General features: G+C 67.7%; 22 protein-coding genes. 13 read left to right on the forward strand and 9 right to left on the reverse strand.

Annotated elements, in window-relative coordinates:
- Window positions 1-8 precede the first annotated feature (8 nt).
- From recF to dinD, 3 genes are all read left to right on the forward strand, one after another.
- A complete protein-coding gene (gene recF, locus CHC02_RS16680; RefSeq protein ID WP_089392569.1) occupies window positions 9-1,115 on the forward strand; it encodes a DNA replication/repair protein RecF in 1,107 nt (368 codons plus the stop codon).
- Window positions 1,112-3,532 carry a DNA topoisomerase (ATP-hydrolyzing) subunit B gene (gene gyrB / locus CHC02_RS16685; protein WP_089392570.1) on the forward strand — a complete coding sequence of 807 codons (2,421 nt, stop codon included), beginning with the start codon at window positions 1,112-1,114 and terminating at the stop codon, window positions 3,530-3,532. The genes recF and gyrB overlap by 4 nt, the downstream gene beginning before the upstream one ends.
- A 167-nt stretch (window positions 3,533-3,699) precedes the next feature.
- Window positions 3,700-4,539, forward strand: coding sequence for a DNA damage-inducible protein D (dinD, locus tag CHC02_RS16690; RefSeq protein WP_089392598.1), 840 nt, complete (start codon window positions 3,700-3,702; stop codon window positions 4,537-4,539).
- A gap of 46 nt (window positions 4,540-4,585) precedes the next feature.
- Here dinD and CHC02_RS16695 read toward each other — a convergent pair whose 3' ends face one another.
- The 5 genes from CHC02_RS16695 to glyQ form a co-directional block, all read right to left on the reverse strand.
- Window positions 4,586-5,386, reverse strand: a complete 801-nt coding sequence (locus CHC02_RS16695; RefSeq protein WP_089392571.1) for an NUDIX hydrolase — start codon at window positions 5,384-5,386, stop codon at window positions 4,586-4,588.
- A 169-nt stretch (window positions 5,387-5,555) separates the two neighbouring features.
- Window positions 5,556-6,323, reverse strand: a complete 768-nt coding sequence (locus tag CHC02_RS16700) for a lysophospholipid acyltransferase family protein (RefSeq protein ID WP_089392572.1) — start codon at window positions 6,321-6,323, stop codon at window positions 5,556-5,558.
- 13 nt (window positions 6,324-6,336) lie between these two features.
- Window positions 6,337-6,873: a D-glycero-beta-D-manno-heptose 1,7-bisphosphate 7-phosphatase gene (gene gmhB / locus CHC02_RS16705; protein WP_176450333.1), complete on the reverse strand. Its 537-nt coding sequence runs from the start codon at window positions 6,871-6,873 to the stop codon at window positions 6,337-6,339.
- 80 nt (window positions 6,874-6,953) lie between these two features.
- The gene (gene glyS / locus CHC02_RS16710; protein ID WP_089392574.1) at window positions 6,954-9,008 is read right to left on the reverse strand and encodes a glycine--tRNA ligase subunit beta; all 2,055 of its coding nucleotides are present in this window, start codon (window positions 9,006-9,008) and stop codon (window positions 6,954-6,956) included.
- Complete coding sequence (gene glyQ / locus CHC02_RS16715) at window positions 9,008-9,955, reverse strand: glycine--tRNA ligase subunit alpha (RefSeq protein WP_058487944.1); 948 nt, start codon at window positions 9,953-9,955, stop codon at window positions 9,008-9,010. The genes glyS and glyQ overlap by 1 nt, the downstream gene beginning before the upstream one ends.
- Window positions 9,956-10,135: 180 nt before the next feature.
- Between glyQ and CHC02_RS16720 the strand changes: the two genes are divergently transcribed.
- The 7 genes from CHC02_RS16720 (at window position 10,136) to CHC02_RS16750 (ending at window position 17,640) form a co-directional block, all read left to right on the forward strand.
- Entirely contained in the window at window positions 10,136-10,702 is a 567-nt protein-coding gene (locus CHC02_RS16720; protein WP_089392575.1) for a DNA-3-methyladenine glycosylase I, read from the forward strand.
- 270 nt (window positions 10,703-10,972) lie between these two features.
- The gene (locus tag CHC02_RS16725; RefSeq protein ID WP_089392576.1) at window positions 10,973-11,860 is read left to right on the forward strand and encodes a lysophospholipid acyltransferase; all 888 of its coding nucleotides are present in this window, start codon (window positions 10,973-10,975) and stop codon (window positions 11,858-11,860) included.
- A 16-nt stretch (window positions 11,861-11,876) separates the two neighbouring features.
- Window positions 11,877-13,190, forward strand: coding sequence for an Nramp family divalent metal transporter (locus tag CHC02_RS16730; protein ID WP_089392577.1), 1,314 nt, complete (start codon window positions 11,877-11,879; stop codon window positions 13,188-13,190).
- 56 nt (window positions 13,191-13,246) lie between these two features.
- Window positions 13,247-13,513 (forward strand): PilZ domain-containing protein, encoded by a 267-nt coding sequence (locus CHC02_RS16735; protein ID WP_089392578.1) that lies wholly within the window; start codon window positions 13,247-13,249, stop codon window positions 13,511-13,513.
- Between the two features lie 101 nt (window positions 13,514-13,614).
- Entirely contained in the window at window positions 13,615-14,124 is a 510-nt protein-coding gene (locus CHC02_RS16740; RefSeq protein WP_089392579.1) for a sigma-70 family RNA polymerase sigma factor, read from the forward strand.
- Window positions 14,121-15,071 carry a FecR domain-containing protein gene (locus CHC02_RS16745; protein ID WP_089392580.1) on the forward strand — a complete coding sequence of 317 codons (951 nt, stop codon included), beginning with the start codon at window positions 14,121-14,123 and terminating at the stop codon, window positions 15,069-15,071. The genes CHC02_RS16740 and CHC02_RS16745 overlap by 4 nt, the downstream gene beginning before the upstream one ends.
- 115 nt (window positions 15,072-15,186) lie before the next feature.
- Window positions 15,187-17,640, forward strand: coding sequence for a TonB-dependent siderophore receptor (locus CHC02_RS16750; RefSeq protein ID WP_089392581.1), 2,454 nt, complete (start codon window positions 15,187-15,189; stop codon window positions 17,638-17,640).
- Window positions 17,641-18,024: 384 nt separating this feature from the next.
- Here the strand turns inward: CHC02_RS16750 and ehuA are convergent, their stop codons facing one another.
- Genes ehuA through ehuB form a run of 4 tightly spaced genes read right to left on the reverse strand, consistent with a single transcriptional unit; the run spans window position 18,025 to window position 21,109 of the window.
- Window positions 18,025-18,858 carry an ectoine/hydroxyectoine ABC transporter ATP-binding protein EhuA gene (gene ehuA / locus CHC02_RS16755; protein WP_089392582.1) on the reverse strand — a complete coding sequence of 278 codons (834 nt, stop codon included), beginning with the start codon at window positions 18,856-18,858 and terminating at the stop codon, window positions 18,025-18,027.
- 23 nt (window positions 18,859-18,881) lie between these two features.
- Window positions 18,882-19,538: an ectoine/hydroxyectoine ABC transporter permease subunit EhuD gene (gene ehuD, locus CHC02_RS16760; RefSeq protein ID WP_089392583.1), complete on the reverse strand. Its 657-nt coding sequence runs from the start codon at window positions 19,536-19,538 to the stop codon at window positions 18,882-18,884.
- Window positions 19,538-20,194, reverse strand: a complete 657-nt coding sequence (ehuC, locus tag CHC02_RS16765) for an ectoine/hydroxyectoine ABC transporter permease subunit EhuC (RefSeq protein ID WP_009614465.1) — start codon at window positions 20,192-20,194, stop codon at window positions 19,538-19,540. Before ehuC ends, ehuD begins: the two co-directional genes overlap by 1 nt.
- 60 nt (window positions 20,195-20,254) lie before the next feature.
- Window positions 20,255-21,109, reverse strand: a complete 855-nt coding sequence (gene ehuB / locus CHC02_RS16770) for an ectoine/hydroxyectoine ABC transporter substrate-binding protein EhuB (RefSeq protein WP_089392584.1) — start codon at window positions 21,107-21,109, stop codon at window positions 20,255-20,257.
- A 405-nt stretch (window positions 21,110-21,514) separates the two neighbouring features.
- Between ehuB and ehuR the strand changes: the two genes are divergently transcribed.
- From ehuR to CHC02_RS16785, 3 genes are all read left to right on the forward strand, one after another.
- Entirely contained in the window at window positions 21,515-22,909 is a 1,395-nt protein-coding gene (gene ehuR, locus CHC02_RS16775) for a MocR-like ectoine utilization transcription factor EhuR (RefSeq protein WP_089392599.1), read from the forward strand.
- Window positions 22,910-23,125: 216 nt separating this feature from the next.
- Entirely contained in the window at window positions 23,126-24,103 is a 978-nt protein-coding gene (gene eutB / locus CHC02_RS16780) for a hydroxyectoine utilization dehydratase EutB (protein WP_089392585.1), read from the forward strand.
- The gene (locus CHC02_RS16785; RefSeq protein ID WP_089392586.1) at window positions 24,096-25,088 is read left to right on the forward strand and encodes a cyclodeaminase; all 993 of its coding nucleotides are present in this window, start codon (window positions 24,096-24,098) and stop codon (window positions 25,086-25,088) included. Before eutB ends, CHC02_RS16785 begins: the two co-directional genes overlap by 8 nt.
- Window positions 25,089-25,171 lie beyond the last annotated feature (83 nt).

A 25,171-nucleotide genomic window follows, 5' to 3' on the forward strand; every position in this document is an offset into this window, starting at 1 on the left:
TTCACTGAATGTCCCTGACCCGCGTCTCGGTCACCGCGGTGCGCAACCTGCACCCGGTGACCTTCTCCCCCTCCCCTCGCATCAACATCCTCTACGGCGAAAACGGCAGCGGCAAGACCAGTGTGCTCGAAGCCGTCCACCTGCTCGGCCTCGCCCGTTCCTTCCGCAGCCAGCGCCTGCAACCGGTCATCCAGTACGAACAGGCTGCCTGCACCGTCTTCGGCCAGGTCCAGCTGGCCAATGGCATGATCAGCAACCTGGGTATTTCCCGGGAGCGCCAGGGCGAGTTCCAGATCCGCATCGACGGCCAGAATGCACGCAGCACCGCCCAGCTGGCGGAAACCTTGCCGTTGCAGTTGATCAACCCGGACAGCTTCCGTCTATTGGAGGGGGCGCCGAAGATTCGCCGGCAGTTCCTCGACTGGGGTGTGTTCCACGTGGAACAACGCTTCATGGTCGCCTGGCAGCGGCTGCAGAAAGCGCTGCGCCAGCGGAACTCGTGGCTCCGACATGGTAGACTGGACGGTGCTTCGCAGGCTGCCTGGGACCGCGAATTGTGCAGTGCCAGCGACGAAATCGATGGCTATCGGCGGTCCTATATCCAGACGCTCAAACCGGTCTTCGAACGGACGCTGGGCGAGTTGATCCAGCTGGACCAGCTCACCCTCAGCTATTACCGCGGCTGGGACAAGGATCGTGAGCTGGGCGAAGTATTGAACGGCAGCTTGCTGCGCGACCAGCAGATGGGCCACACCCAGGCCGGGCCGCAGCGAGCCGATCTACGAATCCGCCTGGGCGGGCATAACGCGGCGGACATCCTGTCGCGGGGGCAGCAGAAACTGGTGGTCTGCGCCCTGCGTATCGCCCAAGGGCACCTGATCAATCAGGCCAAGCGAGGGCAGTGCGTCTACCTGGTGGACGACCTTCCCTCGGAACTCGACGAAAAGCACCGGCGTTCGTTGTGCCGGTTGCTTGAAGACTTGGGTTGCCAGGTATTCATCACCTGTGTCGACCCTGAACCTTTGAAGGACGGCTGGCGAACGGATACGCCGGTTGCCATGTTCCACGTGGAACATGGGCATGTCTCTCAGACCACCCTCGGGAGTGAAGAATGAGCGAGAACAACACGTACGACTCTAACAGCATCAAGGTGCTGAAGGGGCTGGACGCGGTACGCAAGCGTCCGGGTATGTACATCGGCGACACGGACGATGGCACCGGCCTGCACCACATGGTGTTCGAGGTGCTGGACAACTCGATCGACGAGGCCCTGGCTGGCTACTGCAGCGAGATCAGCGTCACCATCCACACCGACGAGTCGATCACCGTCCGCGACAACGGCCGTGGCATTCCGGTCGATATCCACAAGGAAGAAGGGGTTTCCGCAGCCGAGGTCATCATGACCGTACTGCACGCCGGCGGTAAGTTCGACGACAACTCCTACAAGGTGTCCGGTGGTCTGCACGGCGTGGGTGTGTCCGTGGTGAACGCGCTCTCCGAGGAGCTGCGCCTGACCATCCGCCGCGAAGGCAAGGTCTGGGAGCAGATCTACCGCCACGGCGTGCCGCAGTTCCCCCTGCGGCCGGTGGGCGAGACCGACGGTTCGGGTACCGAGGTGCATTTCAAGGCCTCCGGCGAGACCTTTACCAGCATCCACTTCAGCTGGGACATTCTGGCCAAGCGTATCCGTGAGCTGTCCTTCCTGAACTCCGGCGTGGGCATCCTGCTGCGCGACGAACGCACCGGCAAGGAAGAGCTGTTCAAGTACGAGGGTGGCCTGCGCGCCTTCGTCGAGTACCTGAACACCAACAAGAACATCGTGAACCAGGTGTTCCACTTCAACACCCAGCGCGAGGAAGACGGCGTTGGCGTGGAAGTCGCCCTGCAGTGGAACGACAGCTTCAACGAGAACATCCTCTGCTTCACCAACAACATTCCGCAGCGTGACGGTGGCACCCACCTGGCGGGCTTCCGCTCCGCCCTCACCCGCCACCTGAACAACTACATCGAGCAGGAAGGCCTGGCGAAGAAGTACAAGATCGCCACCACCGGCGACGACGCCCGTGAAGGCCTGACCGCGATCATCTCGGTTAAGGTGCCGGATCCGAAGTTCAGCTCGCAGACCAAGGACAAGCTGGTGTCCTCCGAGGTGAAGACCGCGGTGGAACAGGAGATGGGCAAGTACTTCGCCGACTTCCTGCTGGAGAACCCCAACGAGGCCAAGGCCGTGGTCGGCAAGATGATCGACGCCGCCCGCGCCCGCGAGGCCGCGCGCAAGGCTCGCGAGATGACCCGCCGCAAGGGCGCGCTGGACATCGCCGGCTTGCCGGGCAAGCTCGCCGACTGCCAGGAGAAGGACCCCGCCCTCTCCGAACTCTACATAGTGGAGGGTGACTCCGCGGGCGGCTCTGCCAAGCAGGGCCGCAACCGCAAGACCCAGGCGATCCTGCCGCTCAAGGGCAAGATCCTCAACGTCGAGAAGGCTCGCTTCGACAAGATGCTCTCCTCCCAGGAGGTCGGCACCCTGATCACCGCGCTGGGCTGCGGCATCGGGCGCGAGGAGTACAACATCGACAAGCTGCGCTACCACAACATCATCATCATGACCGATGCTGACGTCGACGGTTCGCACATCCGTACCCTGCTGCTGACCTTCTTCTTCCGCCAGCTCCCCGAGCTGGTCGAGCGCGGCTACATCTACATCGCCCAGCCGCCGCTGTACAAGGTGAAGAAAGGCAAGCAGGAGCAGTACATCAAGGACGACGTGGCCATGGAGGAATACATGACCCAGTCGGCCCTCGAAGACGCCAGCGTGCACGTCAACGAAAGCGCCCCGGGCCTGTCCGGCGAGGCGCTGGAGAAGCTGGTCAACGAGTACCGTACCGTCATGCGCACCCTCTCCCGGCTGTCGCGCCTGTACCCGCAGGACCTGACCGAGCACTTCGTCTACCTGCCGCGCATCGACGTCGAGCAACTGGGCGACCAGGCCGCCATGCAGGCCTGGCTGGAGCAGTACCAGGCGCGCCTGAAGACCTCCGAGAAGTCCGGCCTGACCTACACCGCCAGCCTGCGTGAGGACCGCGAGCGCCACCTGTGGCTGCCGGAGGTGGAGATGATCGCCCACGGTCTGTCCAACTACGTGACCTTCAACCGCGACTTCTTCGCCAGCAACGACTACCGCTCGGTCACCGAGCTGGGCGCCAAGCTGAACAGCCTGATGGAAGAAGGCGCCTACGTGCAGAAGGGCGAGCGCAAGAAGAGCGTATCCAGCTTCAAGGAGGCCCTGGACTGGCTGATGGCCGAAGGCACCAAGCGCCACAGCATCCAGCGATACAAAGGCCTCGGCGAGATGAACCCGGACCAGCTATGGGAAACCACCATGGACCCGAACGTCCGCCGCATGCTGAAGGTGACCATCGAGGACGCCATCGCCGCCGACCAGATCTTCAACACCCTGATGGGCGATGCCGTGGAGCCGCGCCGCGACTTCATCGAAAGCAACGCCCTGGCGGTGTCCAACCTGGATGTTTGATGGCTCGCGGTAGCAGAGCCATCTGGCTGGACCCGCCATGCGGGTGCTACCGCTAATATCCCGTAAAAAGCCCTGGCTTGGTGCCGGGGCTTTTTTTGATCGAGAATCCGTCGGCATGGGGGTGAAAGAACTCCATGACCAACCGGAGTTACTCGCGGAGGGGAACGATGGACGAGCAACATCATTCGTTTGAGCAACTGAAACAGGTAGATGAAGGCGGCATGGAGTATTGGTCGGCAAGAAGCCTGGCCAAGCTGCTCGACTACTCGGAGTATCGTCACTTCCTACCGGTACTGGCACGTGCGAAAGAAGCCTGTAGCAACAGCGGACATGCTATCGAAGACCATTTCGAGGATGCGCTCGGAATGGTTGTCATTGGCTCGGGAGCCCAGCGTGAACTGCAGGATGTAAGGCTTTCACGCTACGCCTGCTATCTGGTCGTACAGAACGGTGATCCTTCCAAACCGGTGATTGCCGCTGGCCAAACTTACTTCGCCGTGCAGACACGCCGCCAGGAACTGGCCAACGATGCGGCCTTCCAGCAGCTCAAGGAGGACCAGAAACGGTTGCTTCTGCGCAACGAGCTACGCGAGCACAACAAGCAACTGGTGGAGGCAGCGCAGCAGGCCGGTGTGGTGACGGGGTTGGATTTCGCCATCTTCCAGAACCACGGCTATCAGGGCCTTTATGGTGGTTTGGACCAAAAAGCCATCCACCGACGCAAGGGATTGAAGAAGAGCCAGAAGATTCTCGATCACATGGGCTCTACCGAGCTGGCTGCCAATCTGTTCCGCGCAACACAGGCAGAAGAAAAGCTGCGTCGCGATAATATCCAAGGCAAGCAGCAGGCCAACGAAGTTCACTTCGAAGTCGGCAGCAAGGTTCGACAAACCATTGCCGAGTTGGGAGGGACCATGCCCGAGGATCTCCCTACTCCCGAAAACAGTATCAAGCAGATCGAATCCACGACCAGGAAACTCCAAGGCAAGTCTTCGCTCGATGACTGAGGGCCTGGGTGAGCTGAAGCTTCCATTCAGCGTGAACTGACAACTCTCAGAACCCCCCACCCGGCCGCAACGGAAAGACCGCCTCGGGATAACCGGCATCCTCGGGAATGCACAGGTGTCGGATGCCGCCGATGTCCTCCAGCCAGGGTTGCACGCTGCGCCTCGGGCGTTGACGGGCCATGGCCAGGGCCTGGGCGAGGTTGTCGATGCCCAGCAGCAGGCGCAGGTTCTGCGCGGTGACGAAGACCAGGCTGTGGCGGCCCGCTTCGCCTTCCTCCAGGGCGCGCCGTGGGTTGATCCACAGCGAGTCCACCGCTTCGCCGCCATCGTGCAGGGCGGCTTGCCCGGCCGGGGCGGCGGCGATGAAGAAGCGGGTGTCGAAGCGCTTGTCGAGGAAGGCCGGGGTGACCCAGTGGGCGAAGGGTTCCAGCTGGTCGATGGCGAGGAGCAGGGCCTCCTCTTGCAGCAGTTCCAGGAAGCGCCTGGCGTCGCCCTGGATGTGGCGCTGCCAGCGAGCCTTCAGCTCGGCGAGGGCGGCACCGTCGAGCAGCCCTTCGCAGCCTTGCCGGCGGGCCAGCAGAACGCCGCTCTCCTCGAACAACTCACGCAGGCCAGCCACGCGGAAACGCAGTTCGTCGTCGTCCAGGGTATCGGCGCCCAGGCAGTGCTGGCGGAGCCGTGCGTGGCCGTCGGCGTCTTCCAGCTTGCCGCCAGGGAACACCAGGGCGCCGCCGCAGAAGGCCACCTGGGGGTTGCGCTGCAGCATGAAGACTTCCAGCCCCGTGCCCTCCTCCGCTTCGCGCAGGAGCAGGATGGAGGTGGCTGGACGCGGTTCGATCGGGGGCATGGCGAGCGCTCTTCCCTGGGGCCTGCCTTTGAGCTTATAGGCCGCCTGGGGCGCGCGTGGAGGGCGTATCGGACAAAAACCAGGGGATGGGTGCCGTGGCGCCCGATCGTGCGCCAGAAACGAAAACAGGGCCCATTGGGCCCTGTCCTCTACAGCCTGGCTATCCGGCTCAGGCCACGTCGGCCTTGGGCGCCGCCTGCGCCGGCAGCTCGCCCATCTCGCGCAGGGTCCGGGCCACCCATTCCTCGGCGCGCTGGTTGAGTTCGGCGATGGCGCGCGGGCCCTCGCCTTCGGCGTGAATCAGCGGGCCGAACACCACCTCGATGGTGCCCGGGTGCTTGGCCCAGCCGTTCTTCGGCCAGCAGTGCCCGGCGTTGTGGGCGATGGGCAGCACCGGCAGGCCGGCGTTCACCGCCAGGGCCGCGCCGCCGCGGGAGAACTTGCCCAGCTCGCCGGTGGGGATGCGCGTGCCCTCCGGGAAGATCAGCACCCAGGCGCCCTGCTGCAGGCGCTCGTGGCCCTGCTTGGCGAGCTGCTTGAGGGCCAGCTTGGGCTGGCTGCGGTCGATGGCGATGGGCCTGAGCAGGGCCAGCGCCCAGCCGAAGAAGGGCACGAACAGCAGTTCGCGCTTGAGTACCTGGCTCAGCGGTTCGAAGTAGCCGGAGAGGAAGAAGGTCTCCCAGGTGCTCTGGTGCTTGGAGAGGATCACGCAGGGCTTCTGCGGGATGTTCTCCAGCCCGCTGAGGCGATAGCGCACGCCGACCATGTGCCAGGCCAGCCAGACGGCGAAGCGGCACCAGCGCTGGACCACGAAGCGGTAGCGCGCGCGGAACGGCAGGAAGGGCGCGATCAGCAGGCTGAGGGTGCCCCAGAGGAAGGCGCTGGCCGACAGCAGCAGGTAGAAGAGAACGGTTCTGATGGCCTGCACTGTCGACATGGTCAGCGGGTCCTTAGGGCAAGAGGTGGGAGGCGACGGCGGCCAGGTCGTCGAAGACCAGCGTGCCTTCGGGCAGCGCCTTGGCCAGGGTGCGTTCGCCCTTGCCGGTCTTCACCAGCACGGGCTGACAATCGACGGCCAGGGCGGCTTCCAGGTCACCCCGGGTGTCGCCGACGAACCAGACGCCCTTGAGCGAAACGTCGTAGTACGCGGCGATCTGCCTGAGCATACCCGGCTTCGGCTTGCGGCACTCGCAGCCTTCGTCGGGTCCATGGGGGCAATGGACGATCAGCCCCAGTTCGCCGCCCTGCTCCGCCACCAGTTCGCGCAGGCGCGCGTGCATGCTTTCCAGGGTGGCGAGGTCGTAGTAGCCGCGGGCGATGCCGGACTGGTTGGTGGCCACCGCGACCGTCCAGCCGGCCCGGCTCAGGCGGGCGATGGCGGCGATGGCGCCGGGAAGCGGAATCCACTCGTCGAGGGATTTGATGTAGGCGTCGGAGTCCTGGTTGATGACACCGTCGCGGTCGAGGATCAGTAGTTTCATGTTCAGGCTACAGGCTGCAAGCCACAGGCTGCAGGCCGGGCTGCATCACCTGCAGCCTGGGGCCTGAAGCCTGTAGCCACTGGGCGTCAGCCCAGCAGGGAAATGTCGGCAACGCCGAGGAACAGGCCGCGCAGCTTCGCCAGCAGGGCGTAGCGGTTGGCGCGCACGGCGCTGTCGTCGGCGTTGACCAGGACTTCCTCGAAGAAGGCATCCACCGGTGCGCGCAGGGCCGCCAGGCGGGCCAGGGCGGCGCGGTAGTCGCGAGCCTGGGCCAGCGGAGCCACTTCGCCTTCGGCGTTCGCCACGGCGCTGCCGAGCGCCTTCTCGGCGGCCTCGTTGAGCAGGCCAGCGTCGACGCTTGCCGGCACCTCGCCCTCGGCCTTGGCCAGGATGTTCGACACGCGCTTGTTGGCGGCGGCCAGGGCCTCGGCTTCGGGTAGCTGACGGAAGGCCTGCACGGCCTGCACGCGCTGGTCGAAGTCCAGCGGCGCGGTCGGCGTCAGGGCGCGCACGGCCTGGTACACGGCCACGTCGACGCCTTCGTCCTCGTAGCGCGCGCGCAGGCGGTCGAAGATGAAGTCCTGGACCTGGGCGGCCAGGCCCTCGGCCTTGACCTTGTCGCCGTACTGGCCGACGGCGAAGGCGATGGCCTCGCCCAGGTCGAGGTCGAGCTGCTTCTCGATGAGGATGCGCAGCACGCCCAGGGCGGCACGGCGCAGGGCGTACGGGTCCTTGCTGCCGGTGGGCAGCATGCCGATGCCGAAGATGCCGACCAGGGTGTCGAGCTTGTCGGCCACCGCCACCGCGGCGCCGGTCAGGGTGCTCGGCAGCTCGGCGCCGGCGCCGCGCGGCATGTACTGCTCGTTCAGCGCCAGGGCGACATCCCTGGCCTCGCCGCCGGCGGTGGCGTAGTAGTAGCCGGCGATGCCCTGCATCTCCGGGAACTCGCCGACCATCTCGGTGGCCAGGTCGCACTTGGACAGGATGCCGGCGCGGGCGGCGTTCTTCGCGTCACCGCCGATGCGCTCGGCGATGAAGGCGGCCAGGGCGGAGACGCGCTGGGCCTTGTCGAACACGGTGCCGAGCTGGGCCTGGAACACCACGTTCTTCAGGCGCTCGTTGAAGGTCTCCAGCGGCTGCTTCTGGTCCTGCTTGAAGAAGAACTCGGCGTCGGTCAGGCGCGGGCGCACGACCTTCTCGTTGCCCGAGACGATGTGCTCGGGGGCCTTGCTCTGCACGTTGGCCACGGTGATGAAGCGCGGCAGCAGCTTGCCGTTGGCGTCCAGCAGGCAGAAGTACTTCTGGTTGTCCTGCATGGTGGTGATCAGCGCTTCCTGGGGCACGGCGAGGAAGCGTTCCTCGAAGGAGCACACCAGCGGCACCGGCCATTCGACCAGGGCGGTCACTTCGTCCAGCAGGGCCGGCGGCACGATGGCGGTGCCCTGCTGCTCGGCGGCCAGTTCGGCGACGCGCTTGGCGATGATCTCGCGGCGCTCGGCGAAGTCGGCCAGCACGTGGGCGCTGCGCAGGTCTTCCAGGTAGTTGGCGGGGCTGGAGATCAGCACGTTGTCCGGGTTGTGGAAGCGGTGCCCGCGGGACTCGCGGCCGGCCTTGCGGGTGAGGATCTCGCAATCCACCACCTCATCGCCGAACAGCATCACCAGCCACTGCGTCGGGCGCACGAACTCCTCGCGGCGGGCGGCCCAGCGCATGCGCTTGGGAATCGGCAGCTCGGCCAGCGAGGTCTCGACGATGCCCGGCAGCAGGCCCACGGCCGGCTGGCCGGGGATGCTCTGGCTGAACTTCAGCTTGGGGCCGCTCTTGTCGATCTGCGCCAGGTCCACGCCGCACTTCTTGGCGAAGCCCTGGGCGGCCTGGGTCGGGTTGCCGGCGGCGTCGAAGGCGGCCTGCAGCGGCGGGCCGTCGAGGTTGACGGTGCGGTCGGGCTGCTGCACGGCGAGCTGGTCGATCTGCACGGCCAGGCGGCGCGGCGCGGCGTAGTAGCGGGCGGCCGAGTAGGAGAGGCCGGCGGCCTTCAGGCCCTTCTCGATGCCGGCCAGGAAGGCTTCACCGAGGCTTTTCAGGGCCTTGGGGGGCAGCTCTTCGGTGCCCAGTTCGACGAGGAAATCCTTCGCGCTCATTATTCGGCCTCCTTCAGCTTGGCCAGTACTTCGTCACGCAGTTCGGGTGTGGCCATGGGGAAGCCCAGGCGCGCGCGCGCCTGCAGGTAGCTCTGCGCCACGTTACGGGCCAGGGTGCGCACGCGCAGGATGTAGCGCTGGCGCTCGGTCACCGAGATGGCGCGGCGGGCGTCCAGCAGGTTGAAGGTGTGCGAGGCCTTGAGGACCATCTCGTAGGTCGGCAGCGGCAGCTGCAGCTCGATCAGGCGGTTGGCTTCGCTTTCGTAGAAGTCGAACAGCTCGAACAGCTTCTCGACGTTGGCGTGCTCGAAGTTGTAGGTCGACTGCTCCACCTCGTTCTGGTGGAACACGTCGCCGTAGGTGACCTTGCCGAAGGGGCCGTCGGCCCAGACCAGGTCGTACACCGAGTCGACGCCCTGGATGTACATGGCCAGGCGTTCCAGGCCGTAGGTGATCTCGCCGGTGACCGGGTAGCACTCGATGCCGCCCACCTGCTGGAAATAGGTGAACTGGGTGACTTCCATGCCGTTCAGCCAGATTTCCCAGCCCAGGCCCCAGGCGCCGAGGGTCGGCGATTCCCAGTTGTCCTCGACGAAGCGGATGTCGTGCACCAGCGGGTCGATGCCGATGGCCTTCAGCGAGCCAAGGTAGAGCTCCTGGAAGTTCTCCGGGTTGGGCTTGAGCACCACCTGGAACTGGTAGTAGTGCTGCAGGCGGTTCGGGTTCTCGCCATAGCGGCCGTCGGTGGGTCGGCGGCTGGGCTGCACGTAGGCGGCGTTCCAGGTCTCCGGGCCGATGGCGCGCAGGAAGGTGGCGGTATGGAAGGTGCCGGCGCCAACTTCCATGTCGTAGGGCTGCAGCACCACGCAGCCCTGGTCGGCCCAGTACTGTTGCAGGGCGAGGATCAGGTCCTGGAAGGTGCGCACGGCGGGCGTAGTCTGGCTCACGAATTTCACCTGTGCTGGGTATGCGACGAAAACCCCGCAGTATACCCGAAGCCGCGTGCCGCTTGGGGTGCACACGCATTTTCGGGGGGTACGCAAGCGGCGGAAAGCGTGCGATGACTGTATCTACATACAGTATTGCGGTTATAGTGGGGTTTCCCCCGGCCCCTCAGGACGACCGCCATGCCCCGCTGCTTCTGGTGCAACGACGACCCGCTGTACATCGCCTACCACGACACCGAGTGGGGCGTGCCGCAGAGGGACCCCCAGGCGCTGTTCGAGATGCTGGTGCTGGAGGGCGCCCAGGCCGGGCTGTCGTGGATCACCGTGCTGCGCAAGCGCGAGCGCTACCGCGAGGTGCTGTTCGGCTTCGACCCCCAGCGCCTGGCGCGCATGAGCGACGAGGAGATCGAGCAGCGCATGCAGGACCCGGGTATCATCCGCAACCTGGCCAAGCTCAGGGCCGCGCGGCAGAACGCCCAGGCCTGGCTGGCGCTGCCCGAGCCGGTGGAGTTCCTCTGGTCGTTCGTCGGCGGCCGGCCGAAGGTCAACCGCTTCAGCGGCCGCGGCGACGTCCCGGCGGTGACGCCCGAAGCCGAGGCCATGAGCCGCGCGCTGAAGAAGGCCGGCTTCACCTTCGTCGGGCCGACCATCTGCTACGCCTTCATGCAGGCCACGGGGATGGTGATGGACCACACTCTCGATTGCGATCGTCACGCGGAGCTGTCCGATCGCGGATGGAGTTCGTAGCACCGTAGGGCGTATAACCGTTCGCGGTTATACGCCGTTTCACCTAGCTCATGCTCGGCTTCGCGGTTGAGCTCGGAGCACTCGGAAAGAGGCGTTCCGTGGCCAAACCCGGAGCTGCCTTGGACCAAGGCCAAACGGCGGATAACGCTGTAGGCGTTATGCGCCCTACGGTGGATTCAAGCTGTTTCTATCGCCCCCATTGCCGCGCGCCTTTCGCCTTCGCCCATGCCCGCTGGTTAGAATGTGCGCATTCGGCTGAAGGAGCATTCCGTGGAGAAATTCAAAGGTGCCTTGGTGGTGGGCGGGCTGCGCCTGTTCGCCATGCTGCCCTGGCGGGCGGTGCAGGGGCTGGGGGCCGCCATCGGCTGGCTGATGTGGAAGCTGCCCAACCGCTCCCGCGAGGTGGCGCGCATCAACATCTCGCACTGCTTCCCCGAGCTGTCCGCCGCGGAGCTGGACAAGCTGGTGGGGCGCAGCCTGATGGACATCGGCAGGACCCTCACCGAGAGCGCCTGCGCCTGGATCTGGCCGCCGCAGAAGTCGCTGCAGTACATCCGCGAGGTGGAGGGCATGGAGGTGCTGGAAGAGGCCCTGGCCTCCGGCGACGGCCTGGTCGGCATCACCAGCCACCTGGGCAACTGGGAAGTGCTCAACCACTTCTACTGCTCCTACGCCAAGCCGATCATCTTCTACCGTCCGCCGAAGCTGAAGGCGGTGGACGAGCTGCTGAAGAAGCAGCGCGTGCAGCTGGGCAACCGCGTGGCGCCGTCCACCCCGGAAGGCATCATGAGCGTGATCAAGGAAGTGAAGCGCGGTGGCTGCGTCGGCATCCCGTGCGACCCGGAGCCGGACCTGGGCTCGGGGCTGTTCGTGCCCTACCTGGGCACCACCGCGCTGACCAGCAAGTTCGTGCCGTCCCTGCTGTCGCGCGGCAAGGCCCGCGGGGTGTTCTTCCACGCGGTGCGCCTGCCCGACGGCAGCGGCTACAAGGTGATCCTCGAGGCCGCGCCGGCGGACATGTACGACAAGAACATGGAAGTCTCGGTCGCCGCCCTGAGCCGCGAGCTGGCCCGCTACGTGCGCGACTACCCGAGCCAGTACATGTGGACCATGAAGCGCTTCAAGAAACGCCCCGAAGGCGAAGCCAAGTGGTACTGAGCTGAGGGACGCCAGCATGTGGGGACTACCGACCACCGCCACCGCGCCCTTCTGCCCTTCCGAGGTCAGGGGCAGCGTCGTCGTTTCGCCCAGCGCGCCGCTGTGGAAGCGCATCCTGCAGTTCGCCGGGCCCGGCCTGCTGGTCTCCATCGGCTACATGGACCCGGGCAACTGGGCCACGGCCATCGAGGCCGGTTCCGGCTTCGGCTACCAGCTGCTCTACGTGGTGCTGCTGTCGAGCCTGGCCGGCATGGTCCTGCAGTGCCTGGCCATGCGCCTGGGCATCGTCACCGGGCAGGACCTGGCGCAGCTCTCGCGGCAGCGCTACAGCCCGGCCATGGCCAAGGCGCAGTGGCTGCTGGCGGAGTTGTCGATCATCGCCACGGACCTGGCCGAAGTGCTCGGCTGCGCCCTGGCCTTCCACCTGCTGCTGGGCGTGAACCTCACCGGCGGCATCCTCCTCACCGCCCTCGACACCCTGATCGTCCTCGGCCTCAAGGGCCAGCGCTTCCGCCACCTGGAGGCGATCATGCTGGGGCTGATCATCACCATCAGCGCCTGCTACGTGGTCGAGCTGGTGCTGATCAAGCCCTACTGGCCGGACGTCGCCGCCGGCTTCGTGCCCAGCCTGGACACCCTCGGCCAGCGCGAGCCGCTGTACCTGGCCATCGGCATCCTCGGCGCCACCGTGATGCCGCACAACCTCTACCTGCACTCCTCCATCGTGCAGACCCGCGCGGTGGCTGGCCGCCAGGGCAAGGCCTCGGCGATCCGCCTGGCGCGGCTGGACACCGTGGTCTCGCTGAGCCTGGCGCTGCTGATCAACGCCGCCATCCTGATCCTCGCCGCCGCCGCCTTCCACGAGACCGGGCATTCCGACGTCACCGAGATCCAGGACGCCTACCGCCTGCTCGAACCCCTGGTCGGCGCCGGCCTGGCCGCGATCCTCTTCGGCGTGGCGCTGCTCGCCTCCGGGCAGAGTTCCACCTTCACCGGCACCATCGCCGGCCAGGTGATCATGGAAGGCTTCCTGCAGATGAAGATCCCCTGCTGGCAGCGGCGCCTGATCACCCGCGCCCTGGCACTGATCCCGGCGCTGCTGGGGGTGATGCTGATGGGCGACAGGGCGGTGGGCAAGCTGCTGGTGTTCAGCCAGGTGGTGCTCAGCCTGCAACTGCCTTTCGCGCTCTGGCCGCTGATCCGCTTCACCGGCGACCGCGCGCTGATGGGCGAATTCGCCAACCGCTGGCCGACCCGCGCGCTGGCCTGGCTGCTCTTCGTCGTCATCAGCGGCGCCAACCTCTGGCTGCTGGGGCAACTGGCCGCTTGACCGGCGGCGGCGGATCGGGCCGACTATGCCGCTGACATTCCGGACGGATGCCGAGCATGGCGAATCAGAGGCAGTACCCGCGTACCCCGATGAAGTGCAGGATCAAGATCGTCCACGCGAGCTTCGGCGAGGTCATCGGCCACACCCGTGACCTCTCCGACGGCGGTGTCTACGTGCGCCACGCGGCGCTGGCCGCGCTCCCTCCCGGCACCCGCGTGCAGGGCCAGGTGCAGGACCTGCCCATGGAAGCGCCGGTGCTGCAGATGGAAGTCATGCGCACCGACGCCGAGGGCGCCGGCCTGCGTTTCGTCGACTCCGACTGAGGTTCGCCGCGCCCAGGCTTGCCGCCGGCCCCGGCTGGGCCGTATATTCCGCCGCCAAGACGTTAATGATAATACTTATCAATTGAGCGGATGGGCGGCCCATGTCGGCGGCAACTGGCGCGAAGCAAACCCTGCAGCAGCTCTACCTCGACCACCACGGCTGGCTGCACGGCTGGTTGCGGCGGCGCCTGGGCGACCGCGAGCGCGCCGCCGACATCGCCCATGACACCTTCCTGCGCCTGCTGGTCTCCGGCCGCTACCCGGCCCGCCAGGAAGGCCGCAGCTACCTGGTGCAGATCGCCCGCAACCTGGTGGTCGACCAGTGGCGCCGGCAGCGCATCGAACAGGCCTACCTGGACAGCATCGCCCAGCTGCCCGAGCCGGAAACCCCGTCCCTGGAAACCCGCGCCATCATCCTGGAAACCCTGGTGCGCATCGACGCCATGCTCGAGCGCATGCCCGCCAAGGTGCGCGCGGCCTTCCTCATGTCGCAGTTCGAGGGGCTGAGCTACGCGCAGATCGCCGAGCGCCTGGGGGTGAGCCTCAGCTCGGTGCAGAAGTACATGATCCGCGCCATCCAGGCCTGCTACCAGGTGCTCTACGAAGCATGAAGCGCCCAGCCGAAGCGCCGGTGGCCCCGGCCGTGGTCGAACGCGCCAGCCAGTGGCTGATGCTGCACTGGGGCGGCGAGCTGGACACCGACCAGCACGCCGCCTTCGCCGCCTGGCATGCCGCCGACCCCGAGCACCGCCGCGCCTGGCAGCGCCTGCAGCAGCTGCAGGGCACCCTAGCCAGCGTGCCCGCCGCCACCGCCCGCCAGGTGCTGGGCGAGCTGCCGGACCGCCGCCGCCGCGATCTGCTGAAGACGCTCGGCCTGCTGCTGGCCGCCGGCGGCAGCGCCTACCTGGCCGGCGACCTGCCCTGGCGCGAGACCTTCGCCGACCAGCGCACCGCCAAGGGCGAACGGCGCCACCTGCGCCTGGCCGACGGCAGCCAGCTGGACCTGAACAGCGACAGCGCCGTGGACATCCGCTTCGACGCCAGCCAGCGGCGCATCTGCCTGCTGGCCGGGGAAATCCTCTGCCAGGCCGTGCAGGAGGCGCGGCCGCTGGTGGTCGAGACCGCCGCCGGCGACATCCGCACCCGCGGCGCGCGCTTCGCCGTGCGCGAACTGGACGGCGGCAGCCGCGTCGACCTCTACCAGGGGCAGCTCGACATCCTGCCGCGGCATGCCGCCGCCGTGCGCCTGCAGGCCGGCCAGCGCCTGTGGTTCAACGCCGGGGGCATCGGTGCGCTGCAGGCCGCCGACGGCAACGCCAGCGCCTGGAGCGAAGGCCGGCTGATCGCCGAGCGCCAGCCGCTGGGGCAGTTCCTCGCCGAACTGGGGCGCCACCGCCCCGGCCTGCTGCGCTGCGCCGAGGATGCCGCCGGGCTGCTGCTCACCGGCGTGTTCCCGCTGGCCGACACCGGCCGTGTGCTCGCCGCCCTGGAGCGCAGCCTGCCGGTGCGGGTGAGCTACCGCACCCGCTACTGGGTGACGGTGGAACGCCGCGCCTGACTCGCCGCCAACGGTTCATCGAAAAAAACTCCAGCGGCGCTTGTCGGTTTCGCCGGCTCGTCCGGGATACCTCTTGAACCCCCTGCAGAGCCCTGCCCAAGAGGAACCTCCCGCAATGCCCAGAATGCCCCTCGCTCGCCTGGCCGCCGCCCTGCGCCCCGGCACCTTCGCCGCCGCGCTGGCCGTCACCCCTCTGCTCTGCCCGCCGGCCTGGGCGGCCGAGGCGCAGCAGCAGTACGCCATTCCCGCCGGCGGCCTGGACCAGGCCCTGAACCGCTTCGCCAGCCAGGCCGGGGTGTTGCTCTCGGTGGACGCCAACCTCACCGCCGGCAAGCGCAGCCCCGGGCTGCAGGGCAGCTACCCGGTGGAAACCGCCCTGGACCGCCTGCTCGAAGGCACCGGCCTGCAGGCCGAGCGCCAGGCCGACGGCAGCTACACCCTGGCGCCACGGCCCGACGCGGCGCTGAAGATGGACGACACCGTGGTCTCGGAGTTCGCCCCCGACGCGCCCAGCGAGGCCACCCGCGCCTACACCACCGGCGCCAGCAGCACCGCCACCGGCCTCGGCCTGTCCCTGCGCGAGACGCCGCAGACGGTGAGCGTGATGACCCGCCAGCGCATCGCCGACCAGGGCCTGCACAGCCTCACCGACGTGCTGGAGCAGACCCCCGGCGTCTCGGTGCAGCACTACGACAGCGAGCGCTTCAACATCTGGTCGCGCGGCTACACGGTGGACAGCTTCCAGTACGACGGCGTGCCCACCACCCTGATCCCCAGCACCACCGCCACACCGCAGAGCCTGTCGGACATGGCCATCTACGACCGGGTGGAAGTGCTGCGCGGCGCCAGCGGGCTGATGACCGGCGCCGGCGACCCTTCCGGCACGGTCAACCTGGTGCGCAAGAAACCCACCGCCGAGTTCCAGGGCTACGTCAGCGCCGGCCTCGGCTCCTGGGACCTGTACCGCACCGAGGCGGACGTCTCCGGGCCGCTGACCGACAACGGCCGGCTGCGCGGGCGCAGTGTCATCGCCTACCAGCAGAACAACAGCTACGTCGACCACTACCAGCAGGAAAAGCAGGTCTACTACGGCATCCTCGAGGCCGACCTGAGCGACAGCACCCTGCTCACCCTCGGCGTCGACTACCAGAAGTACGCGCCGCGCGGCGTTTCCTATGGCAGCTTCCCGATCTTCTACAGCGACGGCAGCCAGACCGACTTCTCCCGCTCCTTCAACCCGGCCTCGCGCTGGAGCCACCGCGACCAGGACACCCTGAGCACCTTCTACACCCTGGAGCAGCGCCTGGCCGGCGACTGGTCGCTGAAACTCGCGCTCAACCAGCTCTACAGCACCCGCGACCTGTCCCTGGCCTCGGCCAGCTGGGGCTACCCGGACAAAGTGACCGGCGACGGCCTGCGCCTGTACGGTGGCAACGGCAGCGGCTGGCAGAAGCAGACCGGCGTCGACCTGATGGCCAAGGGGCCGTTCCAGCTGCTGGGCCGCGAGCACGAGCTGGTGCTCGGCTACAGCTGGTCGAAGTACGAGGACCACAACGACCCCGACCTCGACGACCTCGAAGGCCGCGAGGTGAACATCTACACCTGGGACAACCGCACGCCGCGCCCGGTGTCCGAGGGCCAACTGATGGACAACGACACCCTGATCTACCAGCAGGGCGTCTACCTGGCCACCCGCCTGCGCCCCACCGACGCCCTGTCGGTGATCCTCGGCGCCCGCGCCAGCGACTACAAGTACAGCTACTCGCTGGACTACGTGGTGCCCGCCTTCGCCGACTTCAGCAGCACCACGCGCATGCGCGAGAGCGGCCAGGTCACGCCCTACGCCGGCGTGGTCTACGACCTCAGCGAGCAGCACTCGGTGTATGCCAGCTACACCAGCATCTTCCGCCCGCAGAGCGAGCGCGACCGCAGCGGCCGGCCGCTGGACCCGCGCGAGGGCGACAACTACGAAGTGGGCCTGAAGAGCGAGTTCTTCGACGGCCGCCTGAACACCAGCATCGCCTACTACGAGATCAAGCAGGACAACCTGGCCGAGGCCGACCCCGGGCAGGTCGTAGTGGGCACCCTCGACGAACCCGCCTACCGCGCCGTGCAGGGCGCCAGGACCAAGGGCTTCGACCTGGAGGCCGGCGGCGAACTGGCGCCGGGCTGGAACCTCACCGCCAGCTACAGCCACAGCGTCACCAAGGACGCCGAGGGCGAGCGCATCAACACGGTGGCGCCGGCGGAGATGTTCAAGCTGTGGACCACCTACCGCCTGCCAGGCGCCTGGAGCCGCCTGACCGTCGGCGGCGGCGCCAACTGGCAGAGCGGCATCCACTTCACCGACACGCCCTGGGACCTGGGCAAGACGGTCAAGGCCAGGCAGGAGCAGTACACGGTGGTCGACCTGATGGCGCGCTACCAGCTCAGCGAGCAGCTGTCGACGACGCTCAACGTCAACAACCTGTTCGACAAGAAGTACCTGAGCGCGCTGGATACCACCTTCTACGGCGGCTACTACGGCGAGCCGCGCAACCTGTTGGTCAGTGCGGAGTATCGGTTCTGATACCGCGGGCCCTGCCCGCGAAATCGCGCGCAGGGCGCGCTCCTACGGTGTGGGTGGGCTTGGCTTTTCGTAGGAGCGAGCTTGCTCGCGAACGGTGTTCCGTCGGCAGGAATTGGCAGGGGGCCAAAGAACGCCCTCTCCCTAACCCTCTCCCTGAAGGGAGAGGGGACCGTTGGGCAGACGCTGATGTTCTGGAGTCAGCCGGCTAGCACAGGGACTGCCGGCTGAAACCATTCCTTTTCTCGGCACGGACAAGCCCCCTCTCCCTTCAGGGAGAGGGCTGGGGAGAGGGAGCGGAGCTGAGCCAACACACTGACATCACAGTTGAGCCCTGTTCGCGAGCAAGAGCTAGGCGCCCCCCTCGCTCCTACAAAAACCACCCCATCAACTCGCCTCGTTCACCGCACTCAGGAAACACCGCGTCCGCTCGTGCTGCGGGTGGCCGAACAGCTGTTCCGGGGTGCCCTGCTCCAGGATGTTGCCCTGGTGGAAGAAGCACACCCGGTCGGCGAACTCGCGGGCGAAGCCCATCTGGTGGGTGACCATCAGCATGGTCAGGTTGTGCTCGGTGCCGAGCCGGCGTACCACGTTGAGCACCTCGCCGCACAGCTCCGGGTCCAGCGCCGAGGTCACCTCGTCGAACAGCATCACCTTCGGCCGCATGGCCAGGGCGCGGGCGATGGCCACGCGCTGCTGCTGGCCGCCGGAGAGCTGCGAGGGGTAGTGCTCCAGCTTGTTGCCCAGGCCGACCATCTCCAGCAGCTCCACCGCGCGCTCGCGGGCCTCGTCGCGGCGCATGCCCAGCACCTGCACCGGTGCTTCCATCACGTTCTTCAGGGCGCTCATGTGGGGGAACAGGTTGAAGCTCTGGAACACCATGCCGATCTTGCCGCGCACACGGCGCACGTGGGCCTCCGAGGCGCGCACCGGCTCGCCGTTGCGCAACTGGTGGGTGAGCGGGTCGCCGTCCACCTCGATCACCCCGCTGTCGATGCTCTCCAGGGTCATCAGGGCGCGCAGCAGGGTCGACTTGCCGGAGCCGCTGGGGCCGATGATGGCGACCTTCTCGTTGGCGCCCACCTCCAGGTCCAGGTGGTTCAGCACGGTGAAGCTGCCGTAGCTCTTGCACACGTCGCGGAAGCGCACCATCGGCTGGGCGGTCTGTGCCCGCGGGGCCTCGTCGGCCAGCGGCCGGGTGGTCATGGACAGGACGGTCATGGGGTTTCCTCCGGTGGGCGCTTTCATGGCAGTGCCGTGCGTTTTTCCACCTGGCGGACCACGCCGGCCAGGCTGATGCTGATGAGCAGGAAGAACACCCCGACCAGGGTGATCGGCTCCAGGTAGCGGAAGCTGTCGGAACCGATGTTCTTGGCCTGCTGCATGATTTCCACCACGGTGATCGCCGAGAGCACCGGGGTGTCCTTGAACATGGCGATCAGGTAGTTGCCCAGGGCCGGCAGCACCGGGCGGATGGCCTGGGGCAGGATCACCTGGCGGTAGGCCCGCCACGGCGAGAAGTTCAGCGCCGTGACCGCCTCCCACTGCCCGCGCGGCACCGACTCCAGGCCGGCGCGGTAGACCTCGGCGGTGTAGCAGGCGTAGTGCAGGGCGATGCCCAGGGTGCCGGCCACCAGCGAGGTCATGTTCAGCCCGTAGCTGGGCAGCACGTAGAACAGGAAGTACACCTGGATCAGCAGCGGCGTGCTGCGGATGAACTCGATCAGCCAGGCCGCCGGCCACGACAGCCAGATGTGCCGGCTGCGCCGGGCCAGGGCGAAGAGCAGGCCGAAGACCACCGCCAGGGCGAAGCCGACCAGGGTGATGCCGATGGTCTTGAGCGAGGCGTGCAGCAGCTGCGGCAGGATCTGCCAGGCGAATTGCCAGTCGAACAGCTTCATCACAGGCCTCCCCGGATGCGCCCATGCCCCAGCCGGCGTTCCAGGCGGCGCATGAGGAAGACGATGGCCTGGGCCATGGCGAAGTACAGCACCAGGGTCAGGGTGAAGATCTTCAGCGTCTCGAAGGTTGCCTGGTCCAGCTGGCGGGCGCGGAAGGTCAGGTCCGAGAGGGTGATCAGCGACACCAGCGAGGTGTTCTTCAGCAGTTCGATCAGCAGGTTGGTGCCCGGCGGTATGGCGCACAGCAGCGCCTGCGGCAGGATAATCCGGCGAAAGCGCGTGAACGGCGTCATGTTCAGCGCCAGCGCCGCCTCGTACTGCCCCTTGGGCACCGAGCCGATGGCCCCGCGCATCACCTCCGCGCCATAGGCGCCGATGTGCAGGCCCAGGCCGAGGATGGCCACCGTGTAGGCGCCCAGCTCCAGGTTGAACGGCGGCAGCGGCAGTACGAAGAACAGCCAGAACAGCTGCACCAGCAGCGAGGTGCCGCGGAACAGCTCGATGTAGCCGATGGCCAGCCAGCGTACCGCCGGCCAGGGCGCCAGGCGGCCGAGTGCGGCGACTATGGCCAGGGCCACGGCCAGCAGCGAGCCGAAGAAGGTGACCTGGACGGTGACCCAGGCGCCCTCCAGCAGCAGCGGAAGCAATTCACCCATGTTGCGCATCCCGTATCGACAGGTTCGACGGAACGGCCGAGGGGGCGGGGCCCCCTGCGGTCACTGTTTGCAGAGCTCGGCGGCGCTCTTGTCGGTCAGGTTGGACTTGTCGAAGCCGAACGGCTTGACCGTCTGCAGGTGCTCGTCGCTGCCCAGCCACTTCTTCAGTTGCTGGTTCACCGCGTCGCGCAGGTCCTTGTCCTCCGGGCGGAAGGCCAGGGCGCCGTAGCCGATGTGGGCCGGGTCGTCCTTGAAGTCGGCGATGGCCTCGACACCGTCGCCGCCCTTGGCCGCCAGGCCCTTCATGGTCAGCGCGGTGCCGACGCTGGCGTCGGCGCGGCCGGCGCGCACCGCCTGCAGCTGCGCGGTGGTGTCCGGCACCTGGACGATCTGCTCGTCGCTCACCCCCTCGGCGCGGGCGTAGCCCAGCTCGGCGGTGCCGGACATGATCGCCAGGCGCACGTCCGGGTTCTTCGCCACGTCGGCGTAGCTGTGCAGGTTCTTCGGGTTGCCCTTCTTCACCAGCAGGGTGTCGGGGATCTGGTAGTGCGGGTCGGTGAAGATCACCTGCTGGCAGCGCGGCGGGGTGATGTACATGCCGGCGGCGATCACGTCGAAGCGCCCGGCGCGCAGCCCGGGGATCAGCGCGCCCCACTCGGTGAGCACCGGCTCGACCTTCTTCACGCCCATGGCGGCGAACACCTTGGTGGCGATCTCCGGCGACTCGCCGGTGACCTTGCCGGAGGTCTCGGTGTAGGCGAAGGGGGCCTCGTTGGCGTAGCCGATGCGCACCGTGCCGGTGCTCTGGATGCGTTCCAGGGTGGTCTCGGCCTGGCTGGCGAAACTGGCCGCAAGGCCCGCCAGCAGGGCGCAGGCCAGGTTCAGGCGACGCAGGGAAAGGGGGGCGGTACTCATCTTCGGATCTCCTGATCTTCTCGTGCCGGCCTTGTTGTGGTGTTGGGGCGCGGCGGTGGATGGCAGGTAGCGATGTCGTGCGACTGTTGTTGTTATGTGGGACCCGCCGGGCGGGCCTTCCGAAGTACTGCCCCGACGCAGGGCATTCGTTGCGTTGCAGACTAAGCCGTCCGGCCTTGCGGCTGTTCCCGATCGGCGCCGTCGCGGCGGAAAAAACGCCCTGTCGCGAGCGCCCCATCCGCGGCTTTTTTCTGCGCCGGCCTTGCGCCGCGGCGGGCGGCGGCATGACCGGCTGGTCGGCCCGAGCATACAAAAGGCTTCCCAGTACCGGAATTGCACTAGGACAATCCATGGAAATGCCCTGATCCATCACCCTGTGCCGGAGACCGAAGGGGAATGCCCATCATGGAAAGCTGGCGCCAGGCGCTGGCCGGCCTGCGGGTCGGCGAATCCAAGTACAAGACACTGGTCCAGGCCATCGCCGCGGAAATCGAGCAGGGCCGCCTGCACGACGGCCAGCGCCTGCCGCCGCAACGCCAGGTGGCCGACGGCCTGGGCATCAGCGTGCAGACGGTGACCAACGCCTACAAGGAGCTGGAGCGCCAGGGCCTGGTGCGTTGCGAGGTGGGCCGCGGCAGCTTTGTCTCGCGGCGCATGACCGAGGGCGTGTCGCGCTACATGCTCGACCACCCGGAGCGCGCCCTGGTGGACTTCTCCATCGCCAGCATCGTACACACCGACGAGCACGACCGCCTGTGGCAGGACACCTGCCGCCAGCTGGCCCAGGAAGCGGACCAGCCGTGGATGCGCGCCTGCCGGCCGATCGCCGGCTTCGACAGCCACCGCGAGGCGGCGGCGCAATGGCTGGCGCAGCAGGGCCTGCGCTGCGAGCGCGACGACCTGCTGATCACCAACGGCGCCGCCCACGCCATCTTCCTCGCCCTCGCCTCCCTGGCCGGGCCCGACGACGTGGTGCTCTGCGAGCAGCTCACCGACCACGGGGTGATCGGCAATTCCCAGGTGCTCGGCTTCACCCTGAAGGGCGTGGAGATCGACCGCGAGGGCATCGACCCGGAGCACTTCGAGGACCTCTGCGCCAACGAGCGGGTCACCGCGCTGGTGTGCACGCCCAACCTGAACAACCCCACCTCCAGCCTGATGAGCGACGCGCGGCGCCGGGAGATCGCCGCCATCGCCCAGCGCTTCGGCGTCTACGTCATCGAGGACGACGTCTACGGCCCGCTGCTGGGCGAGCGCCGCGCGCCGCCCCTGAGCCACTACCTGCCGGACCTGTCGTTCTACTGCACCAGCTTCACCAAGAGCGTGCTCACCGGCCTGCGCATCGGCTACCTGGTGGTGCCGCGGCGCCTGGCCCTGCGCACCGAGAGCATCCTGCGGGTGAACAGCTGGATGGCCGCGCCGCTGCTGGCCGAAGTGGCCACCCGCTGGATCCACAACGGCAACGCCCAGGCCCTGGTGGAACGCCAGCGCCGCCTGCTGGCGGCGCGCCAGGCGCTGGTGTCCGAGCGCTTCGCCGAGCACCTGCTGGGCCATGCGCCGCAGGCCCTGAGCTGCTGGATCGGCATTCCCGAGCACTGGGAGCTGGACAGCCTGGTGCGCGAACTGCGCCACCGCCACATCGCCGTGACCTCGCCGGACCCCTTCATGGTCCGCGGCACCCCGCGCCCGCGCGCGGTGCGCCTGTGCATGGGCGCCGAATGCAGCGACGAACGCATGGCCCAGGCCCTGGACGACATGCGCGAGCTGTTCGGCCAATACCCGAAGATCCACGATTTCTGAACGACCCACCGAGGCCCCTTCCCCTTGTAGGAGCGCGCCCTGCGCGCGAATCGCGGGCAGGGCCCGCTCCTACAGGTGTGGGACAAACGCCGGCGCAGCGATACCCATCGTCCATTACCACGCCGAATGACAATCTCCACGACATCGTCCTAGTACATTCAACGCGACAATTTCCCGCTCATACACTCGGCCCGACTGCATTGTCGGGAGGCCGCCATGGCCAACGAGATCCCCCTGATCGAGCTGTACCGCGCCCGCCAGCGCATCCGCGGCCTGGTGCGGCAGACCCCGCTGGAGCACTCGCCCAGCCTGTCCGCGCTGCTCGGCGCGCCGGTGTACCTGAAGCTGGAATCGCAGCAGGCCACCGGCAGCTTCAAGCTGCGCGGCGCCAGCAACGCCATCGCCCAGCTGGACGACGCGCAGAAGGCCCGCGGGGTGGTCGCCGCCTCCACCGGCAACCATGGCCGCGCCCTCGCCCATGCCGCCCGCGCGCTTGGCGTGCCGGCCAGCATCTGCCTGTCGCGCCTGGTGCCGGCGAACAAGGTCGAGGCCATCCGCGCCCTGGGCGCCGAGGTGCGCATCGTCGGCGACAGCCAGGACGACGCCCAGGCCGAGGCCGAACGCATCGCCCGCGAGCAGGGCGCCGCCCTGCTGCCGCCCTTCGACCACCCGCAAGTTATCGCCGGCCAGGGCACCCTGGGCCTGGAAATCCTCGAACAGCTGCCGCAGGTGCGCCAGGTGCTGGTGCCGCTGTCCGGCGGCGGGCTGTTCGGCGGCGTGGCCCTGGCCTTGAAAACCGCCGACCCGTCGATCCGCCTGCACGGCATCAGCATGGCCCGCGGCGCGGCCATGGCCGCCAGCCTGGAAGCCGGCCACCCGGTGGAGGTGGAAGAGCTGCCGACCCTCGCCGATTCCCTCGGCGGCGGCATCGGCCTGGACAACCGCTACACCTTCGAACTCGCCCGCGCCTACTGCGACGAGCTGCACCTGCTCGACGAGAACGCCATCGCCGCCGGCATCCGCCACGCCTACCGCGAGGAGCGCCAGGTGGTGGAAGGCGCCGCGGCGGTGGGCATCGCCGCGCTGCTGGAGGGCCGCATCGCCGCCGAAGGGCCGGTGGTGGTGGTGGTCAGCGGCCGCAACATCGCCATCGAACAACACCAACGCATCATCGAGGAAGACCTCCATGGCTGACGTCACCCTGCTCAGCGAAGCCGACCTGCGCGCCTGCGTGGCGCTGGACCCCGAAAGCCTCGACGCCGTCGAGCAGGCCTTCCGCCTGCTGGCCACGGCGGCGGTGGCGATGCCGCCGATCCTGCGCCTGGACATCCCCGAGCACAACGGCGAGGTGGACGTGAAGACCGCCTACCTGCCCGGCCTGCCGCGCTTCGCCATCAAGGTCAGCCCGGGCTTCTTCGACAACCCCAGGCTCGGCCTGCCCAGCCTCAACGGCATGATGATGCTGCTGTCGGCACACACCGGCCTGCTCGACGCCCTGCTGCTGGACAACGGCTACCTCACCGCCGTGCGCACCGCCTGCGCCGGCGCCGTGGCGACCAGATGGCTGGCCCGCGAGGACGCCCGCCAGGTGGCCATCCTCGGCGCCGGCGAGCAGGCGCGCCTGCAGCTCAAGGCGCTGTGCCTGGTGCGGCCGATCGAGCGTGCCAGCCTCTGGGCCCGCGATACGGCCAAGGCGCGCCAGTGCGCCGCGGAACTGAGCAGCGCCCTGGGCATCCCGGTCACCGCCTGCGCCAGCGTCGACGAGGCCCTGGAAGGCGCCGACATCGCCATCACCACCACCCCCAGCCGCGAGCCGCTGATCGAGAGGCGCCACCTGCGCCCGGGCCTGCACATCACCGCCATGGGCTCGGACGCCGAGCACAAGAACGAGATCGCCGCCGACGCGCTGGCGGCGCTGGACTGCTACGTCGCCGACCGCCTGAGCCAGACTCGCGTGCTGGGCGAGCTGCACCACGCCATCGAGGCCGGCGCGGTGGCGGCGGGCGCCGACTTCGCCGAACTCGGCCAGGTCATCGCCGGGCAGCGCCCGGGCCGCCGCGGCGCCCGCGACGTGACCCTCTGCGACCTCACCGGCACCGGCGCCCAGGACACCGCCATCGCCGGCCTGGCCTTCCAGCGCGCGCAGCGCATGGGCAAGGGGTTCAAGTTCCACAGCTGACCGCTTCATACCGGACAAACACCTGTAGGAGCGAGCTTGCTCGCGAACAGATTCTTCGGCCGCGCCGGCGCTGGGCGGATTCG

The sequence above is a fragment of the Pseudomonas delhiensis genome, assembly GCF_900187975.1.
Classification (GTDB): domain Bacteria; phylum Pseudomonadota; class Gammaproteobacteria; order Pseudomonadales; family Pseudomonadaceae; genus Pseudomonas; species Pseudomonas delhiensis.

Coding starts and splice junctions, on each gene's coding strand:
- eutB (WP_089392585.1), top strand. CDS start 23,126: ATGGCCAACGAGATCCCCCTGATCGAGCTGTACCGCGCCCGCCAGCGC.
- CHC02_RS16695 (WP_089392571.1), bottom strand. CDS start 5,386: ATGCCCCCGATCGAACCGCGTCCAGCCACCTCCATCCTGCTCCTGCGC.
- CHC02_RS16745 (WP_089392580.1), top strand. CDS start 14,121: ATGAAGCGCCCAGCCGAAGCGCCGGTGGCCCCGGCCGTGGTCGAACGC.
- recF (WP_089392569.1), top strand. CDS start 9: ATGTCCCTGACCCGCGTCTCGGTCACCGCGGTGCGCAACCTGCACCCG.
- CHC02_RS16700 (WP_089392572.1), bottom strand. CDS start 6,323: ATGTCGACAGTGCAGGCCATCAGAACCGTTCTCTTCTACCTGCTGCTG.
- ehuD (WP_089392583.1), bottom strand. CDS start 19,538: ATGAAGCTGTTCGACTGGCAATTCGCCTGGCAGATCCTGCCGCAGCTG.
- CHC02_RS16785 (WP_089392586.1), top strand. CDS start 24,096: ATGGCTGACGTCACCCTGCTCAGCGAAGCCGACCTGCGCGCCTGCGTG.
- CHC02_RS16730 (WP_089392577.1), top strand. CDS start 11,877: ATGTGGGGACTACCGACCACCGCCACCGCGCCCTTCTGCCCTTCCGAG.
- gyrB (WP_089392570.1), top strand. CDS start 1,112: ATGAGCGAGAACAACACGTACGACTCTAACAGCATCAAGGTGCTGAAG.
- CHC02_RS16740 (WP_089392579.1), top strand. CDS start 13,615: ATGTCGGCGGCAACTGGCGCGAAGCAAACCCTGCAGCAGCTCTACCTC.
- ehuA (WP_089392582.1), bottom strand. CDS start 18,858: ATGACCGTCCTGTCCATGACCACCCGGCCGCTGGCCGACGAGGCCCCG.
- ehuC (WP_009614465.1), bottom strand. CDS start 20,194: ATGGGTGAATTGCTTCCGCTGCTGCTGGAGGGCGCCTGGGTCACCGTC.
- CHC02_RS16735 (WP_089392578.1), top strand. CDS start 13,247: ATGGCGAATCAGAGGCAGTACCCGCGTACCCCGATGAAGTGCAGGATC.
- glyS (WP_089392574.1), bottom strand. CDS start 9,008: ATGAGCGCGAAGGATTTCCTCGTCGAACTGGGCACCGAAGAGCTGCCC.
- CHC02_RS16720 (WP_089392575.1), top strand. CDS start 10,136: ATGCCCCGCTGCTTCTGGTGCAACGACGACCCGCTGTACATCGCCTAC.
- CHC02_RS16750 (WP_089392581.1), top strand. CDS start 15,187: ATGCCCAGAATGCCCCTCGCTCGCCTGGCCGCCGCCCTGCGCCCCGGC.
- ehuR (WP_089392599.1), top strand. CDS start 21,515: ATGGAAAGCTGGCGCCAGGCGCTGGCCGGCCTGCGGGTCGGCGAATCC.
- ehuB (WP_089392584.1), bottom strand. CDS start 21,109: ATGAGTACCGCCCCCCTTTCCCTGCGTCGCCTGAACCTGGCCTGCGCC.
- dinD (WP_089392598.1), top strand. CDS start 3,700: ATGGACGAGCAACATCATTCGTTTGAGCAACTGAAACAGGTAGATGAA.